This window comes from Streptomyces sp. NPDC101152, from assembly GCF_044768275.1.
Lineage (GTDB): Bacteria > Actinomycetota > Actinomycetes > Streptomycetales > Streptomycetaceae > Streptomyces.
This window is the reverse complement of the sequence record NZ_JBIWPO010000031.1, coordinates 15,699-30,310: the sequence shown is the minus strand read 5'-3', so window position 1 is coordinate 30,310 and position 14,612 is coordinate 15,699. Positions and strand designations below refer to the sequence as shown.

Below are 14,612 nucleotides of genomic sequence, written 5' to 3'. Positions count from 1 at the left end.
AGGATTGGGCGCAAAACACTCACTCACCCCAGAGGAACGCTGCATGCCTGGCATCACGCGCGAGGAGGTCGCCCACCTCGCCCGGCTGGCGCGTCTGGAGCTGAAGCCCGAAGAGCTCGAGCACTTCGCGGGACAGCTGGACGACATCATCGGCGCGGTGGCCCGCGTCAGCGAGGTCGCCGACCAAGACGTACCGCCGACCTCGCACCCGCTCCCGCTGACCAATGTCATGCGGGCGGACGAGGTCCGTCCGTCGCTCACCCCCGAGCAGGCGCTCTCCGGCGCCCCGGCCCAGGAGCAGCAGCGTTTCAAGGTGCCGCAGATCCTGGGGGAGGACTAGACCGCCATGACGGACATCATCAAGCTCACGGCCGCCCGGACCGCCGAGAAGATCGCCTCCGGCGAGCTGACGGCGGTCCAGGTCACCGAGGCCCACCTGGCCCGTATCGAGGCCGTCGACGAGAAGGTGCACGCCTTCCTGCACGTCGACCGCGAGGGCGCCCTCGCCCAGGCCCGTGCCGTCGACGCGAAGCGCGAGCGCGGCGAGAAGCTCGGCCCGCTGGCCGGCGTCCCGCTCGCGCTCAAGGACATCTTCACCACCGAGGGCATCCCGACGACCGTCGGCTCGAAGATCCTCGAGGGCTGGATCCCGCCCTACGACGCCACCCTCACCAAGCGCCTCAAGGCCGCCGACGTCGTCATCCTCGGCAAGACCAACATGGACGAGTTCGCCATGGGGTCTTCGACCGAGAACAGCGCCTACGGACCGACCGGCAACCCGTGGGACCTCACCAAGATCCCCGGCGGCTCCGGTGGCGGCTCGTCCGCCGCGCTCGCCTCCTTCCAGGCCCCCCTCGCCATCGGCACCGACACCGGCGGCTCCATCCGCCAGCCGGCCGCCGTCACCGGCACGGTGGGCGTGAAGCCGACGTACGGGGCCGTGTCCCGCTACGGCATGGTGGCGTTCTCGTCCTCCCTGGACCAGGGCGGCCCCTGCGCCCGCACGGTCCTGGACGCGGCCCTGCTGCACGAGGTCATCGCCGGGCACGACCCGCTGGACTCCACCTCCATCGACGCCCCGGTCCCGCCGGTCGTCGAGGCCGCCCGCAACGGCAGCGTCGAGGGCATGCGCGTCGGCGTGGTCAAGCAGTTCCGCGGCGAGGGCTACCAGGCCGGCGTCATCCAGCGGTTCGACGAGTCCGTCGCCCTCCTCAAGGAGCTGGGCGCCGAGATCGTCGAGCTGGACTGCCCGTCCTTCGACCTGGCGCTGTCCGCGTACTACCTGATCGCGCCCTCCGAGTGCTCCTCCAACCTCGCCCGCTTCGACGGCCTGCGCTACGGCCTGCGCACCGGCGACGACGGCACCCACTCGGCGGAGGAGGTCACCTCCCTCACCCGTGCGGCGGGCTTCGGCCCGGAGGTCAAGCGACGCATCATGCTCGGCACATACGCCCTGTCCAGCGGCTACTACGACGCCTACTACGGCAGCGCCCAGAAGGTGCGCACGCTCATCACGCGCGACTTCGAGAAGGCCTTCGAGCAGGTCGACGTGATCGTCTCGCCGACCACCCCGACCACCGCCTTCCCGATCGGCGAGCGTGCCGACGACCCGATGGCGATGTACCTGGCCGACCTGTGCACCATCCCGACGAACCTCGCGGGCAACGCGGCCATGTCGCTGCCCTGCGGTCTCGCCCCGGAGGACAACCTCCCGGTCGGGCTGCAGATCATCGCCCCGGCGCTGAAGGACGACCGTCTGTACAAGGTCGGCGCCGCCGTCGAGGCCGCCTTCGTGGAAAGGTGGGGGCACCCGCTCCTGGAGGAGGCTCCGTCGCTGTGACCAAGACACTCACCAAGGCTCAGGACTTCAAGAAGTCCAAGTCCGGTATGTACGTGTCCATCGCCACCACCGCCTTCGGCGCGTTCGGTGTCGCCAAGCGGATCAAGAAGGCACGCGCCGAGCAGGACGCGCTGCGGCTGATCGACGCGACGGTGGCCGCCGTCGGCATCGTCACCGGCCTCGCCGTCCTGTACCGAGAGCTGAAGCGGCTGGGCGACGACGACGTCCTGCTGGGCTGAGAGGGAACTTCCACCGTGACCACCACGACCGACCTGGTGTCGTACGAGGACGCGCTGGCGTCGTACGACCCCGTCATGGGCCTCGAGGTCCATGTCGAACTCGGCACCAAGACCAAGATGTTCTGCGGCTGTTCGACCGAACTCGGTCAGGACGCCAACACGCAGACCTGCCCCACCTGCCTCGGCCTGCCCGGCTCGCTCCCGGTCGTCAACGCGACCGGCGTCGAGTCCGCGATCAGGATCGGTCTCGCGCTGAACTGCGAGATCGCCGAGTGGTGCCGCTTCGCCCGGAAGAACTACTTCTATCCGGACATGCCGAAGAACTTCCAGACCTCCCAGTACGACGAGCCGATCGCCTTCGACGGCTACCTCGACGTGCAGCTGGAGGACGGCGAGACCTTCCGGGTGGAGATCGAGCGCGCCCACATGGAGGAGGACACCGGCAAGTCGACCCACGTGGGCGGCGCGACCGGCCGTATCCACGGCGCCTCGCACTCGCTGCTGGACTACAACCGCGCCGGCATCCCGCTCATCGAGATCGTCACCAAGCCGATCGTCGGCGCCGGCGAGCGCGCTCCCGAGGTCGCCCGGGCGTACGTCCGTGAGCTGCGCGAGGTCATCCGGGCGCTCGGCGTCTCCGAGGCCCGGATGGAGATGGGCCAGATGCGCTGCGACGTGAACCTGTCGCTGCGCCCCCACGGCACCGAGAAGTTCGGCACGCGCTCGGAGACGAAGAACGTCAACTCGCTGCGGTCCGTGGAGCGGGCCGCCCGCTTCGAGATCCAGCGGCACGCGGCCGTGCTGTCCTCCGGCGGCACGATCGTGCAGGAGACCCGGCACTTCCACGAGGACACGGGGTCGACGACCTCGGGCCGCGTGAAGGAGGAGGCCGAGGACTACCGGTACTTCCCCGAGCCGGACCTGGTGCCGGTGGCCCCCTCGCGTGAGTGGGTCGAGGAGATCCGGGCGGCCCTGCCCGAGCTGCCGCTGGCCCGCCGCAACCGCCTGGTCGCGGAGTGGGGCATCTCGGCCACCGACATGCAGGCGATCCTCAACGCCGGTGCGCTGGACCCGATCGTCGCCACGATCGACGCCGGTGCCGACGCGGCCTCCGCCCGCAAGTGGTGGATGGGTGAACTGGCGCGCAGCGCCAACGAGTCGGGCGTTTCCCTCGACGAGCTCGCCATCACCCCGGCGCAGGTCGCGCGGGTCACCGAGCTGGTCGCGAAGGGAGACCTGAACGACAAGCTGGCCCGGCAGGTCATCGAGGGCGTCCTCGCAGGCGAGGGCACCCCGGACGAGGTCGTCGACAAGCGCGGCCTGAAGGTCGTCTCCGACGAGGGCGCGCTGACCGCCGCCGTCGACGAGGCCATCGCGGGCAACCCGGGCGTCGCCGACAAGATCCGCGGCGGCAAGGTGGCCGCGGCCGGCGCCCTGGTCGGCGCGGTCATGAAGGCGACCCGCGGTCAGGCCGACGCGGCCCGCGTCAAGGAGCTGATCCTGGAGAAGCTCGGCGTCAGCGAGGGCTGAGCAGGTGCGGTACGGCCCCGGAGGAATGGACCTCCGGGGCCGTACGCGTGTGGCGGTGACGGTCCGGGCGACAGAGTGTCCGTTACTGTCCTGTGATCTGCCTCGCACTCTTGTGAATAAGCCCACGAATCGCCTAAACGATCACTTCCGCCTGCGAGAGTATTCCTCGCATTGCTCATGCGTTCTTTGCGGGCTGTTCATGTTGTGAACGACTGTTCCCGGTCAAAGATCCACATATCGCCCCTGGGAGCTCGTTCGTGGCAGCCCTTGCACGCTGGTGTGTTCGGCACCGCCTCGTCGCGGTCGTGGTCTGGCTCCTCGCCTTCGGCGGGGTCAGCGCCGCCGCGGCCGTCACCGGCTCCTCGTACTCGAACGACTACGAGGTCCCGGGCACCGAGTCGGGCGCCGCCAGCCGGCTGCTGCAGCAGGGTTTCCCGGGGCTCGGCGGCGACAGCGACACCGTCGTCTGGCACGTGAAGTCCGGCACCGTCCGGGCCGCAGACGTCGAACAGACCATGACCGGCGCCCTGGACAAGATCGCCGCCCTGCCCGGCGTGGCCTCCGTGAGCAGCCCCTACGACGGCCAGGGAGCGGGCCGGATCAGCGCCGACGGACACACCGCGTACGCCACCGTCACCTTCGACCACGGCGCCGCCGACATCAAGAAGTCCCAGGCCGAGGCGGTCGTGCACACCGCCAAGGCCGCTGCGGCCGATGGCCTCCAGGTGGAGCTGGGCGGCAGCGCGGTCGCCCTCACGGAGTCCAGCGGCGGCCACCTCGCCGAGATCGTCGGCGTGGTCGTGGCGGCCGCCGTGCTGTTCCTCGCCTTCGGCTCGCCGGCCGCCTCGGTGCTGCCCATCGCCACCGCCCTGGTCGGCGTCGGCACCGCGTACGCCGGCATAGGGCTGCTCGGGCACGCCATGACCGTGGCCGACTTCGCGCCCATGCTCGGCATGCTGATCGGGCTCGGCGTCGGCATCGACTACGCCCTGTTCATCGTCACCAGACACCGGCGCGGCCTCAAACGCGGGCTCTCGGTCACCGAGGCGGTCACGGGCGCGGTCGCGACCACCGGACGGGCCGTGGTCTTCGCGGGTGCCACCGTTTGCATCGCCCTGCTCGGGATGCTGATCCTCCAGCTCAGCTTCCTCAACGGCGTCGCCGTGGCCGCCTCGCTGACCGTCGTCCTGACGGTCGCCGCCTCCGTGACCCTGCTGCCGGCCCTGCTCTCCTTCATCGGCATGCGCGCCCTCAGCCGGCGCGAGCGGCGACGACTGGCGGAGCACGGGCCGGAGCCCGAACTGCCGACCGGGTTCGCCCACCGCTGGTCGGCGTTCGTGGAGCGCCACCCGAAGGTGCTCGGCGTCGTCGCGCTGGCCGTGATGACCCTCCTCGCGCTGCCCACGCTCTCCCTCCACCTGGGCACCTCCGACCAGGGCAACGACCCGAAGTCGGCCACCACCCGGCAGGCCTACGACCTCCTCGCCGAGGGCTTCGGCCCCGGCGTCAACGGCCCGCTGACGCTCGTGACGCGCGTCGACGGCGCAGAGGACAAGCTCGCCCTCGACAACCTCGACGCCACCATCCGCATCACCGAGGGCGTCGCCTCGGTGACCCCGGTCACCTACGACGGCGGCGGCGACATCGCCTACTTCACGATCGTCCCGACCTCCGAACCCCAGTCGCAGAAGACCAGCGACCTCGTCGACCGGCTGCGCACCGAGGTGCTGCCGCGCGCCGAGACCGGCACCAGCCTGGACATCCACGTGGGCGGTGTGACGGCGTCGTACGACGACTTCGCGGCCGTCATCGTCGGCAAGCTGCCCCTGTTCGTCGGCGTCGTCATCGGCCTCGGCTGTCTGCTGCTGCTCATGGCCTTCCGCTCCCTCGGCATCCCCCTGAAGGCCGCCGCGATGAACGTGGCCGCGGTCGCCGCCGCCTTCGGCATCGTCGTCGCGATCTTCCAGTGGGGATGGGGCAGCGAACTGCTGGGCCTCGGCCGTGCGGGCCCCATCGAGCCCTTCCTCCCCGTGATCATGGTGTCGGTGCTCTTCGGCCTCTCCATGGACTACCAGGTCTTCCTGGTCAGCCGGATGTACGAGGAGTGGCTGGAGACCGGCGACAACCGGCGTGCCGTCCGCGTCGGGCTCGCCGAGACCAGCCGGGTGATCAACTCCGCGGCGGTGATCATGATCTCCGTCTTCCTCGCCTTCGTCCTCAGCGGCGACCGCGTGATAGCGATGTTCGGCATCGCGCTCGCCTCCGCCGTGGCCCTCGACGCGTTCGTCCTGCGCACCCTGCTCGTCCCGGCCCTGATGCACCTGCTCGGCGGCGCCAACTGGTGGCTGCCCCGCTGGCTGGACCAGCGCCTGCCCCGCATCAGCATCGAACCGCCCGAGTGCCGCGCCGCCCATGAAAGGCTGGCAGCGGCCACGGACGCCGAGGTGGCGGACGTACTGGCGGAGGGGGAACAGCGAGATGTACGCGATACCACTGGGTGAGGGCGCCGAACTGCGGCCGCTCGAGCCCTGGCACGCCGAGGAGTTCCTGGCGCACCTGGACCGCGGCAGAGAGTTCATCGGGAGGTTCATCCCGTTCGGCTCGCAGGCCGTCGACGTGCCCTCCGCGCGCGCCACGCTCCAGCGCTACGCCGACCTGCGGGCCGCCGACAGCGCCTCGTACCACGGCATCTGGCTGGACGGAAAACTCGTCGGCGGGGTGCTCACCCTGAACTTCGACGCCGCGACCGGCAACGCCGAGGTCGGCTGCTGGCTGGAGCCCGCCGCCACCGGGCGCGGGCTGATCACCCGGGCGATGCGGGTGCTGATCGACTGGGCCGTCGAGGAACGTGGCATCCACCGCGTCGAATGGGTCGCCGCCTCGGGGAACGTCCCCAGCCTGAACGTCGCCCGGCGCCTGGGAATGACCCGCGATGGGGTACGACGCCAGGCGCACCCCTATGGTGGGGTGCGGCACGACCTCGAGGTGTGGTCGATCCTCGCCCCGGAGTGGCGCGAAGCACGCGCGCGTGCCGAGCACAACGATCATTAAGACCCCTCTCAGAGAGCGTCCGTACGGTGCCAGACATGGGAATCAAGACAGTTGACGAAGCAGGCACGAGTGAGGCCGCCGAAGTGAAGCACGACGAGGAGGCCGTGGACGCCACCGGGACCGAGGCCACGGCCGAGGAGGAGCAGAGCGGGGCCGGTGAGGTGCTCGCGTCGGGCGCCGAGGAGGAGCCCTCCGGCGTGGGCCAGGGCGCGGGTGCCGTCGTCTCCGCCGCGCTCGGTGTCGTCTCGCTGACCGGCAGCTGGGTCGGGACCGTCGCCTCCGCGCGCCAGTCCCTCATCGGCCAGCTGCACGCGCAGACGGCCACCTCCTCCAACGTCGGCAAGCTCCTCAAGGAGGGCTACGGCGACGCCTGGCAGGCCACCGCGTTCTGGGGCGGCGTCTTCGCGCTGCTCGCGCTGATCGTCGGCGTCGTGGTCCTCGCCCGTCCCGCGTTCGGGGCCCCGGGCAGGCCGCAGCCCGTGTGGATCAAGTCGGTCGCCTGGGGCGGTGTCGCCCTCGGCGTCATCGGCCTCCTGCTGGCCGTCCTCAAGTACACCGACGTCCTGCTCGGCCTGCCCTCGGCACGCTGAGTACCCGCAGGTCCTGAGGGGTCTTAGGGCATCCGTGAGCACCTTACGGAGCCCCTGAGGCCCCTCCTGCGCGTCTAAGGCCCCCACGGCCCCGGAAGATGCGGAACTCTCCCGATGTGGCGCACCCCCCTCACCGACGAAGGTTGGGACATCGCAGAAAGCGAAGCCCGCACCGACTCACCGAGGGACACACCATGTACGAGTACGAGATCTCCCGCCTCCGCTCCGCCGAACTGATCCACCGGGCCGAGCAGGAGCGCCTGGCCCGCGAGGCCGCCCAGGGCCGTCGCGCCGCCCGCCGCGAGGCACGACCCGCCACGGAGGACGAGTCCCATACGCCCCGCCTCCGCAGGCTCCGGTCCGCCCGCGCCGCATGAGCGCGGTACTCCACGAGGGCTCGCGGAAAACCGGTGCCGCCCCGCCGGACCCTCATGCGATGCTCGCCCTCGTGGAGACCAGGTCCGTAAGCAGGGTGTTCGTCGGCCGAACCGAAGAGCTGGGAACGCTGAACGACGCGCTCGCCCGTGCCGCCACGGGCGAGCCGCAGGCGTTGCTGATCGGCGGAGAGGCCGGCGTCGGCAAGACCCGGCTGGTGGAGGAGTTCGCCACCGCCGCCTGCCGTGCCGGCGCCGTCGTCGCGCTCGGCGGCTGCGTGGAGATCGGCGCCGACGGCCTGCCCTTCGCCCCCTTCTCCACCGCCCTGCGCACACTGCGCCGCGAACTGCCCGAGGAAGTGGCCGCCGCGGCGGCCGGACAGGAGGAGGAACTCGCCCGGCTGCTGCCCGAACTCGGCGAAGCCTCCCGCGGCCGGCACGACGAGGAGGGCATGGCCCGTCTCTTCGAACTCACCGCCCGCCTCCTGGAACGCGTCGCCGCCGAGCGCACCGTCGTCGTCGCCCTGGAGGACCTGCACTGGGCCGACGCCTCCACCCGCCACCTCCTGTCCTACCTGCTGCGCACCCTGCGCACCGGCCGCCTCGTCGTCCTCGCCACCTACCGCGCCGACGACATCCACCGCCGCCACCCCCTGCGCCCGCTGCTGGCCGAACTCGACCGGCTGCGCACCGTCCACCGCATCGAACTCGCCCGCTTCAACCGGCAGGAGGTCGGCCGCCAGATCGCCGGCATCCTCGCCGCCGAACCCGACCCCGGGCAGGTCGACGACATCTTCGAACGCTCCGACGGCAACGCCTTCTTCGTCGAGGAACTCGCCGTCGCCGCGAACGACGGCTGCTGCACCGGCCTCACGGACTCCCTGCGCGACCTGCTCCTGGTCCGGGTCGAAGGCCTGCCGGAGAGCGCCCAGCGGGTCGCCCGGATCGTCGCCGAGGGCGGCTCCACCGTCGAGTACCGGCTGCTCGCCGCCGTCGCCCGGCTCGCCGAGGACGACCTGATCGAGGCGCTGCGAGCCGCAGTGGGCGCCAACATCCTGCTCGCCACCCCGGCCGGCGACGGCTACCGCTTCCGCCACTCCCTGGTCCGCGAGGCCGTCGGCGACGACCTGCTGCCCGGCGAACGCTCCCGGCTCAACCGGCGGTACGCCGAGGCCCTGGACGCCGACCCCACGCTCGTCCCCGCCGACGAGCGGATCATGCGCCTGGCCAGCTACTGGTACCACGCCCACGACGCCGCCAAGGCGCTGCCCGCCGTCCTGGACGCCTCCGTCGAGGCCCGCTGCCGCCACGCCTACAGCGAGCAACTCCGGCTCCTGGAACGGGCGATGGAGCTGTGGGACACCGCCCCCGAGGACGTACGGGCCGCGCTGCGACTCGGCGACTACTGCGAGGTCTACGCCCCCTGCGGCTGCGACCCCGCCACCACCCCGCTGCACTACCTCGACCTCATGGCCGAGGCCGCCGGCGCCGGCCGGCTGAGCGGCGAGCGGGAACGCGCCCTGAAGATCACCAGGAGGGCGCTGCACCTGCTGGAGGACGAGCACGATCCGCTGCGCGCCGCCTGGTTCTGGGTCCAGCGCTCCCGGCTGGTGCAGGCGCTGGCCCGCGGGGACGGCTGGCAGGAACTGGCCACCGCCCAGGAACTGGTGCGCGGGCTGCCCCCGTCCGAGGTGCACGCCGAGGTCCTGGACACGGTCGCGGGCTGGCTGATGCTCCACGAACCCGGCCCCGACGCCCTCACGGCCGCCGAGCGCGCCGTGGAGTACGGCCGCATGGTCGGTGCCCGGGAGATCGAGCTCAACGCCCGCCTCACCCTCGGGGCCCTGATGGTCGACGCCGGCTCCGTCGAGGCGGGCCTCGCCGACATGACCGAGGTCAAGGAGCTCGCTCTGGCGGAGGGTGTCGTCCGGGTCGCCGGCCGCGCCTTCGTCAACCTCCCCGCCGAACTCGACGCGGTCGGCCGCACCCGGGAGGCCGTACCCCTCCTCGAGGAGGGGCTGGCCTTCACCCGGAGGTTCGGCCTGCGCGACCCGGAGTCCTGGGTGTGGGCCAACCTGTCCGAGGCGCTGTACTCGCTCGGCCGCTGGGACGAGGCCATCGAGGCCGCGGCCGGTGTCCTGCGGGCGGGCCGCGGCGCCAAACCCCAGGGCGACGGGGCCATGTGCCTGGCCCACATCGCCCTCGCCCGCGGCGACCTGTCCGAAGCCGGCCGCCAACTGGCCGCCGCACACGGCTACCTGGGCATCCACGACCCCATGCCCCAGCACACCCTGCTGCTCTCCCGCATCGCGATCGGCGTGGCCGTCGGCGAGGGCCGGCTCCTCGACGCCCGCGCCGAACTGGCCCGCGCCCTGGACGGCGGCCTCCCCGCCGGCACCCAGCGCTACGGCTGGCCCCTGCTGGTGGCCGCCGCCACCGCCGAGGCCGACGCCCGCGACCTGCCGGCCGCCGCCCAGGGCAGGGCCGCCGTGCTCCAACGGCTCCTCGACGCGGCCAGGAAGGCCACCACCGCCACCCCCATCTGGCGCGCCCACGAGAAGTGGGTACGGGCCGAACTCGCCCGTGCCGAGGGCCGGGACACCCCGGACACCTGGTCGGACGTGGTCACCGCCTTCGAGTGCCTGGATCGGCCCTACGACCTCGCCCGGGTCCGCCACCGACTCGCCGAGGCGCTGCTGGCGATCGGCGGCGACGAGGAGCGCGACCGTGCCGGCGAGCTGCTGCGGCTGGCCCACACCGTCGCCGACGACCTCGGTGCCCGCCCGCTCGCCGAGGCCGCCGCGCTGCTCGCCCGGCGGGCCCGGCTCGCCCTGAACCGGGTCCCGGATCAGCGGCCCGCCGACCCCGTCGGAGCACTCGGCCTCACCAGCCGCGAACGCGACGTCCTCGCTCTGGTCGCCGCCGGCCGCACCAACCGCCAGATCGCCGAGCAGCTCTTCATCTCGCCGAAGACGGCCAGCGTCCACGTCTCGAACATCCTGGCCAAGCTGGGCGTCTCCGGGAGGGGAGAGGCGGCGGCGGTGGCCCATCGGGTGGGGCTGTCGGCGGTGGACCCGCTCACGGCGGCGGGGTGAGACGTACGCTGAAGGTGACCGGCACAGGGAGGCGCCGTGTTCAACGCTTTCGAGGAGCTGTTCGCGCCCGGCCGCAAGCACACCCGGGACGAGCAGAACCGGCTGGAGCTGACCCGGGAGGACGTCGGTGACAACGATCCCGGGCGTGGGCCGATAGACCTGGCGTCCGGAAAGGTCGTGGTGCGGCCGCCGAGGCCGGAGACGGAGGAAACCGCCGAGGGGGGACCGAGGGGCTAGGTCACTTCCACCTCCAGGATCCGGTCGTCGCCCGGTTTCGGTGTGCCCCTTCCGTCCGTGTTGCTGGTCGTCAGCCACAGCCTGTCGCCGCCCGCCGGGGCCACCGTGCGCAGGCGGCCGTACGCGCCCTCGAGGAAGGACTGGGGGTCGGCCGAGGCCTTCGTGCCGGCGAGGGGGATGCGCCACAGTCGCTCGCCCCTGAGGGCGGCCATCCACAGGGAGCCCTGGGCGTAGGCGAGTCCGCTGGGGGAGGCCTCGTCGGTGTGCCACTGGGCCATCGGGTTGTGGTACTCGGGGTTGGAGGACCTGCCCTCGGCGTCCGGCCAGCCGTAGTTGTCCCCCGCCTTGATCGCGTTGAGCTCGTCCCAGGTGTCCTGGCCGAACTCCGAGGCGAACAGGTGCCGTTCGCCGTCCCAGGCCAGGCCCTGGACGTTGCGGTGACCGTAGGTGTACACCGCGGAGCCCGGGAACGGGTTGCCGGGGGCCGGAGCGCCCTCCGGGGTCAGACGCAGGATCTTGCCGCCCAGCGACTTCCTGTCCTGGGCCAGGCCCCGCTCGCCGCTCTCACCCGTGCCCGCGTACAGCATCCCGTCCGGGCCGAAGGCGATCCGGCCGCCGTTGTGGATGGGGCCCTTGGGGATGCCCTTGAAGATCGTGTCCGGGGTGCCCAGCTGCTCGCCGGCCGGTTTCCGCGGGTCGTAGGGCAGACGGACGATGCGGTTGTCGGAGGCCGAGGTGAAGTAGGCGTAGATCATGTGGTCCGAGGCGTAGTGCGGGGACAGGGCGATGCCGAGCAGGCCGCCCTCGCCCGCGGGGGAGACCCCGGCCACCTTGCCCAGCTCCGTCTTCCCGCCCGTCCTCTCGTCGACCTTCGTGATCGTCGCCTGGTCGCGGGAGGCGACCAGCAGGCCGCCGTCGCCGGGGAGCGGGGCCAGGCCCCACGGGGTGTTCAGGCCCGTGGCGACGGTGCGCAGCACCTTGACGGAGCCCTTGGGAGGCGGCGTCTTGCCGGCCGTGTCCGGCGCCGGGGACGTGACCGCCGACGCTCCCCCCGGTGTCGTACCGCCAGAGCCCGCGGAGCAACCGGCGGTCAACAGGAGCGCGGTGGTGGCCAGCAACGCCGGTACAGCTCGTCGTAGCACGGTCCCGGTCCCTTCACGCGGCGGTCCAGCGGCAGGTTCCACCTCTGTCACACCGCCCGCGGCTCACAGGTTCCCGATCACCCGCGGCCCAATCGCGACCGCCTCACTCCCATGACCCGCGCGCGCCCGGCAGTCGTGAGATTTCGGCCAGGTCCTGCGGTGTCAGGGACAGCCCGGCCGCCGCCGCGTTCTCCGCCGCCCACCGCTCCCGCTTGGTGCCCGGGACCGGGATCACGTGCCGGCCCTGCGCCAGCACCCACGCCAGCGCGACCTGGGCGGGCGTGACGTCCTCGCCGTGGCGGGCCGCGACGCGGCGCAGACCGGCCACGATCGGCTGGTTGGCGGCCATCATCTCGGCGGTGAAGCGGGGGTGGCGGGCGCGGACGTCGTCCGGTTCGAAGCCCTCGCCCGGGGTGAGGGTGCCGGTCAGGAAGCCGTTGCCGAGCGGCATCGCGGCGAGGAAGCCGACGCCGCGCGCCTCGCACCACGGCAGCAGCGACTCCAGCGCCTCCGGCGACCACACCGACAGTTCGGCCTCCACCGCGCTCACCGGGAACACCTGCTGGACCCGCCGCAGCTGCTTGATCGTCGCGTCGTGCAGGCCCCCGCCCGAGCGCCGGCCGCCCCGCGCGCCCACCGCGCACAGCCCCAACGCCCGTACCTTCCCCGCCCGGACGAGCTCCGCCATCGCGCCCCACGTCTCCTCGACCGGGACCTCGGGGTCCGCGCGGTGCAACTGGTAGAGGTCGATCACGTCCGTCTGCAGACGGCGCAGCGACGCGTCGCAGGCCCGCCTCACATAGCCGGGACGGCCGTTGGCGACGATGTGCTGCTCTCCGACCAGCAGCCCCACCTTCGTCGACACGAAGGCGTCCGCGCGCCGCTCCTTGAGCACCCGCCCCACCAGCAGCTCGTTGGTGAACGGGCCGTACATGTCGGCCGTGTCCAGGAGCGACGAGCCCGCGTCCAGCGCCCGGTGGACCGCCCTGAGCGACTCCTCGCCGCGCTGCCGCGACCCGCTGTAGGCCCAGCTCATCGGCATGCACCCCAGGCCGACGGCCCCCACCGCGAGGGCCCCCGCGCCCATCGTCCTGCGCTCCACCTGCCCGTGACCCTCCTTCTGACGGATCCCCCAACCTAACCTCTGCGCTCCGGGCGGCCTGACATAGCCTCCTGACATGACTGCTGACGTGTGGCTTCCGATTCCCCCGGACGAGATAGAGGGGCTCCCCGACGGCCTCGACTACCGCTTCTGGAACGGCGAGGAGGACTTCCCCGCCGACCCGGCCGACTGCGTCTACTACGTCGTCCCCTACATGAAGCCCGCCGAGATCGTCGTACGTCCCCTGCCGCTGCTCGACTCCGTCCAGGTCGTCCAGACGCTGTCGGCCGGCATCGACAGCCTGGAACCCGGTCTGCGGCACCTGCGTCCCGGCGTCCCCGTCTGCAACGCGCGCGGTGTGCACGAAGCGAGTACCGCCGAGCTGGCCCTGACGCTGATCCTCGCCTCCCTGCGCGGCGTCCCCGACTTCGTGCGCGGCCAGGACCTGGGGGAGTGGCGGGGTGGCTTCCGGCCCGCCCTGGCCGACAAGAACGTGCTCATCGTCGGGTACGGGGCGATCGGATCCGCCATCGAGGACCGGCTCGTGCCGTTCGAGGTCGCGCGGGTGGCGCGCGTCGCGCGCTCCGCGCGCACCACGGAGCGCGGCCCCGTGCATCCGCTCACCGATCTGCCCCGGCTGCTGCCCGAGGCGGACGTCGTCGTCCTGATCACGCCCCTGACCGAGTCCACGCGCGGCCTCGCGGGCGCCGACTTCCTGGCCCGGATGAAGGACGGAGCGCTCCTCGTCAACGTCGCGCGCGGCTCCGTCGTCGACACGAAGGCGCTGCTCGCCGAGCTGGAGAGCGGCCGCATCACCGCCGCGCTCGACGTCACCGACCCGGAACCGCTGCCCCGCGAGCACCCCCTGTGGACGGCGCCCGGCGTGCTCATCAGTCCCCATGTGGGGGGACCCACCTCCGCGTTCCTGCCCCGCGCGAAGCGACTCATCGTGAACCAGCTGACACGGTTCGTGAACCAGGAGCCCCTCGCCAACGTGATCCTTACGACGGGTCCGACCGGCGAGTAGCGCACGGACGGGCGCGGTCGAGCGCGGGCGCGCAACCGGCGCGTCATCCGCTTCCGGTACCCTCCGCAATCTTCCGGACGCGGTACGTGCTCGCATCGCCGCTGGTCGTTACGGAGCGTAGAGGAACTATGTCCCTGAGTGACGAGACTGGTGTATCGTCCCGAGCAGGGGCTGCGCCGCGCACCGTTTCGGCGCCGGGGACGGACATTTCAGACTGTGAGGGGGGCGACGGGCGATGCACGGCCTATGGACGAACGATCCGACGCGGCGAGGCCGCCGGCGGCGACCCTCGCCCACGGCGACCCGCAGACGCGGCAGCCACGGCTGCCGTCACAGCCATCACCACCGCAGGCACAGCAGCCGCAGGAGGCATGCGCACCCTGCG

Annotated in this window: 13 protein-coding genes; 11 read left to right on the top strand and 2 right to left on the bottom strand. The window is 72.0% G+C overall.

Features of this window, described 5'->3' with window-relative positions:
• The first annotated feature begins 43 nt into the window (after window positions 1-43).
• From gatC to ACIRVK_RS31085, 10 genes are all read left to right on the top strand, one after another.
• Window positions 44-340, top strand: a complete 297-nt coding sequence (gene gatC, locus ACIRVK_RS31130; protein ID WP_007384860.1) for an Asp-tRNA(Asn)/Glu-tRNA(Gln) amidotransferase subunit GatC — start codon at window positions 44-46, stop codon at window positions 338-340.
• Window positions 341-346: 6 nt separating this feature from the next.
• Window positions 347-1,840 (top strand): Asp-tRNA(Asn)/Glu-tRNA(Gln) amidotransferase subunit GatA, encoded by a 1,494-nt coding sequence (gatA, locus tag ACIRVK_RS31125; protein WP_404252924.1) that lies wholly within the window; start codon window positions 347-349, stop codon window positions 1,838-1,840.
• Window positions 1,841-1,887: 47 nt separating this feature from the next.
• Entirely contained in the window at window positions 1,888-2,079 is a 192-nt protein-coding gene (locus tag ACIRVK_RS31120) for a hypothetical protein (protein ID WP_099934423.1), read from the top strand.
• A gap of 15 nt (window positions 2,080-2,094) precedes the next feature.
• Window positions 2,095-3,609, top strand: a complete 1,515-nt coding sequence (gene gatB / locus ACIRVK_RS31115) for an Asp-tRNA(Asn)/Glu-tRNA(Gln) amidotransferase subunit GatB (protein ID WP_404252922.1) — start codon at window positions 2,095-2,097, stop codon at window positions 3,607-3,609.
• Between the two features lie 257 nt (window positions 3,610-3,866).
• A complete protein-coding gene (locus ACIRVK_RS31110; RefSeq protein WP_404252920.1) occupies window positions 3,867-6,110 on the top strand; it encodes an MMPL family transporter in 2,244 nt (747 codons plus the stop codon).
• Window positions 6,088-6,660 (top strand): GNAT family N-acetyltransferase, encoded by a 573-nt coding sequence (locus tag ACIRVK_RS31105; RefSeq protein ID WP_404252918.1) that lies wholly within the window; start codon window positions 6,088-6,090, stop codon window positions 6,658-6,660. The genes ACIRVK_RS31110 and ACIRVK_RS31105 overlap by 23 nt, the downstream gene beginning before the upstream one ends.
• A 35-nt stretch (window positions 6,661-6,695) precedes the next feature.
• Complete coding sequence (locus tag ACIRVK_RS31100) at window positions 6,696-7,250, top strand: hypothetical protein (protein WP_404252916.1); 555 nt, start codon at window positions 6,696-6,698, stop codon at window positions 7,248-7,250.
• A 194-nt stretch (window positions 7,251-7,444) separates the two neighbouring features.
• On the top strand, window positions 7,445-7,627 hold the full coding sequence (locus ACIRVK_RS31095) for a hypothetical protein (RefSeq protein ID WP_404252914.1): 183 nt from the start codon (window positions 7,445-7,447) through the stop codon (window positions 7,625-7,627).
• 59 nt (window positions 7,628-7,686) lie between these two features.
• Window positions 7,687-10,719, top strand: a complete 3,033-nt coding sequence (locus ACIRVK_RS31090) for an AAA family ATPase (RefSeq protein ID WP_404252912.1) — start codon at window positions 7,687-7,689, stop codon at window positions 10,717-10,719.
• A gap of 36 nt (window positions 10,720-10,755) precedes the next feature.
• Window positions 10,756-10,956: a DUF6191 domain-containing protein gene (locus ACIRVK_RS31085; protein ID WP_404252910.1), complete on the top strand. Its 201-nt coding sequence runs from the start codon at window positions 10,756-10,758 to the stop codon at window positions 10,954-10,956.
• On the opposite strand, the gene ACIRVK_RS31080 is transcribed toward ACIRVK_RS31085, so the two are convergent.
• Both ACIRVK_RS31080 and ACIRVK_RS31075 read right to left on the bottom strand, forming a co-directional pair.
• On the bottom strand, window positions 10,953-12,098 hold the full coding sequence (locus ACIRVK_RS31080; RefSeq protein ID WP_404252908.1) for a PQQ-dependent sugar dehydrogenase: 1,146 nt from the start codon (window positions 12,096-12,098) through the stop codon (window positions 10,953-10,955). The genes ACIRVK_RS31085 and ACIRVK_RS31080 overlap by 4 nt on opposite strands.
• A 103-nt stretch (window positions 12,099-12,201) precedes the next feature.
• Window positions 12,202-13,200 carry an aldo/keto reductase gene (locus tag ACIRVK_RS31075; RefSeq protein ID WP_404252906.1) on the bottom strand — a complete coding sequence of 333 codons (999 nt, stop codon included), beginning with the start codon at window positions 13,198-13,200 and terminating at the stop codon, window positions 12,202-12,204.
• A 76-nt stretch (window positions 13,201-13,276) separates the two neighbouring features.
• On the opposite strand from ACIRVK_RS31075, the gene ACIRVK_RS31070 reads away from it, so the two are divergent.
• On the top strand, window positions 13,277-14,227 hold the full coding sequence (locus ACIRVK_RS31070; protein WP_404252904.1) for a 2-hydroxyacid dehydrogenase: 951 nt from the start codon (window positions 13,277-13,279) through the stop codon (window positions 14,225-14,227).
• The last annotated feature ends 385 nt before the right edge of the window (window positions 14,228-14,612 follow it).

What these genes read in the sequence shown, in the direction of transcription:
- gatA (WP_404252924.1), top strand. Translation starts at nt 347, where the DNA reads ATGACGGACATCATCAAGCTCACGGCCGCCCGGACCGCCGAGAAGATC.
- gatC (WP_007384860.1), top strand. Translation starts at nt 44, where the DNA reads ATGCCTGGCATCACGCGCGAGGAGGTCGCCCACCTCGCCCGGCTGGCG.
- ACIRVK_RS31090 (WP_404252912.1), top strand. Translation starts at nt 7,687, where the DNA reads ATGCTCGCCCTCGTGGAGACCAGGTCCGTAAGCAGGGTGTTCGTCGGC.
- ACIRVK_RS31070 (WP_404252904.1), top strand. Translation starts at nt 13,277, where the DNA reads ATGACTGCTGACGTGTGGCTTCCGATTCCCCCGGACGAGATAGAGGGG.
- ACIRVK_RS31105 (WP_404252918.1), top strand. Translation starts at nt 6,088, where the DNA reads ATGTACGCGATACCACTGGGTGAGGGCGCCGAACTGCGGCCGCTCGAG.
- ACIRVK_RS31095 (WP_404252914.1), top strand. Translation starts at nt 7,445, where the DNA reads ATGTACGAGTACGAGATCTCCCGCCTCCGCTCCGCCGAACTGATCCAC.
- ACIRVK_RS31100 (WP_404252916.1), top strand. Translation starts at nt 6,696, where the DNA reads ATGGGAATCAAGACAGTTGACGAAGCAGGCACGAGTGAGGCCGCCGAA.
- ACIRVK_RS31120 (WP_099934423.1), top strand. Translation starts at nt 1,888, where the DNA reads ATGTACGTGTCCATCGCCACCACCGCCTTCGGCGCGTTCGGTGTCGCC.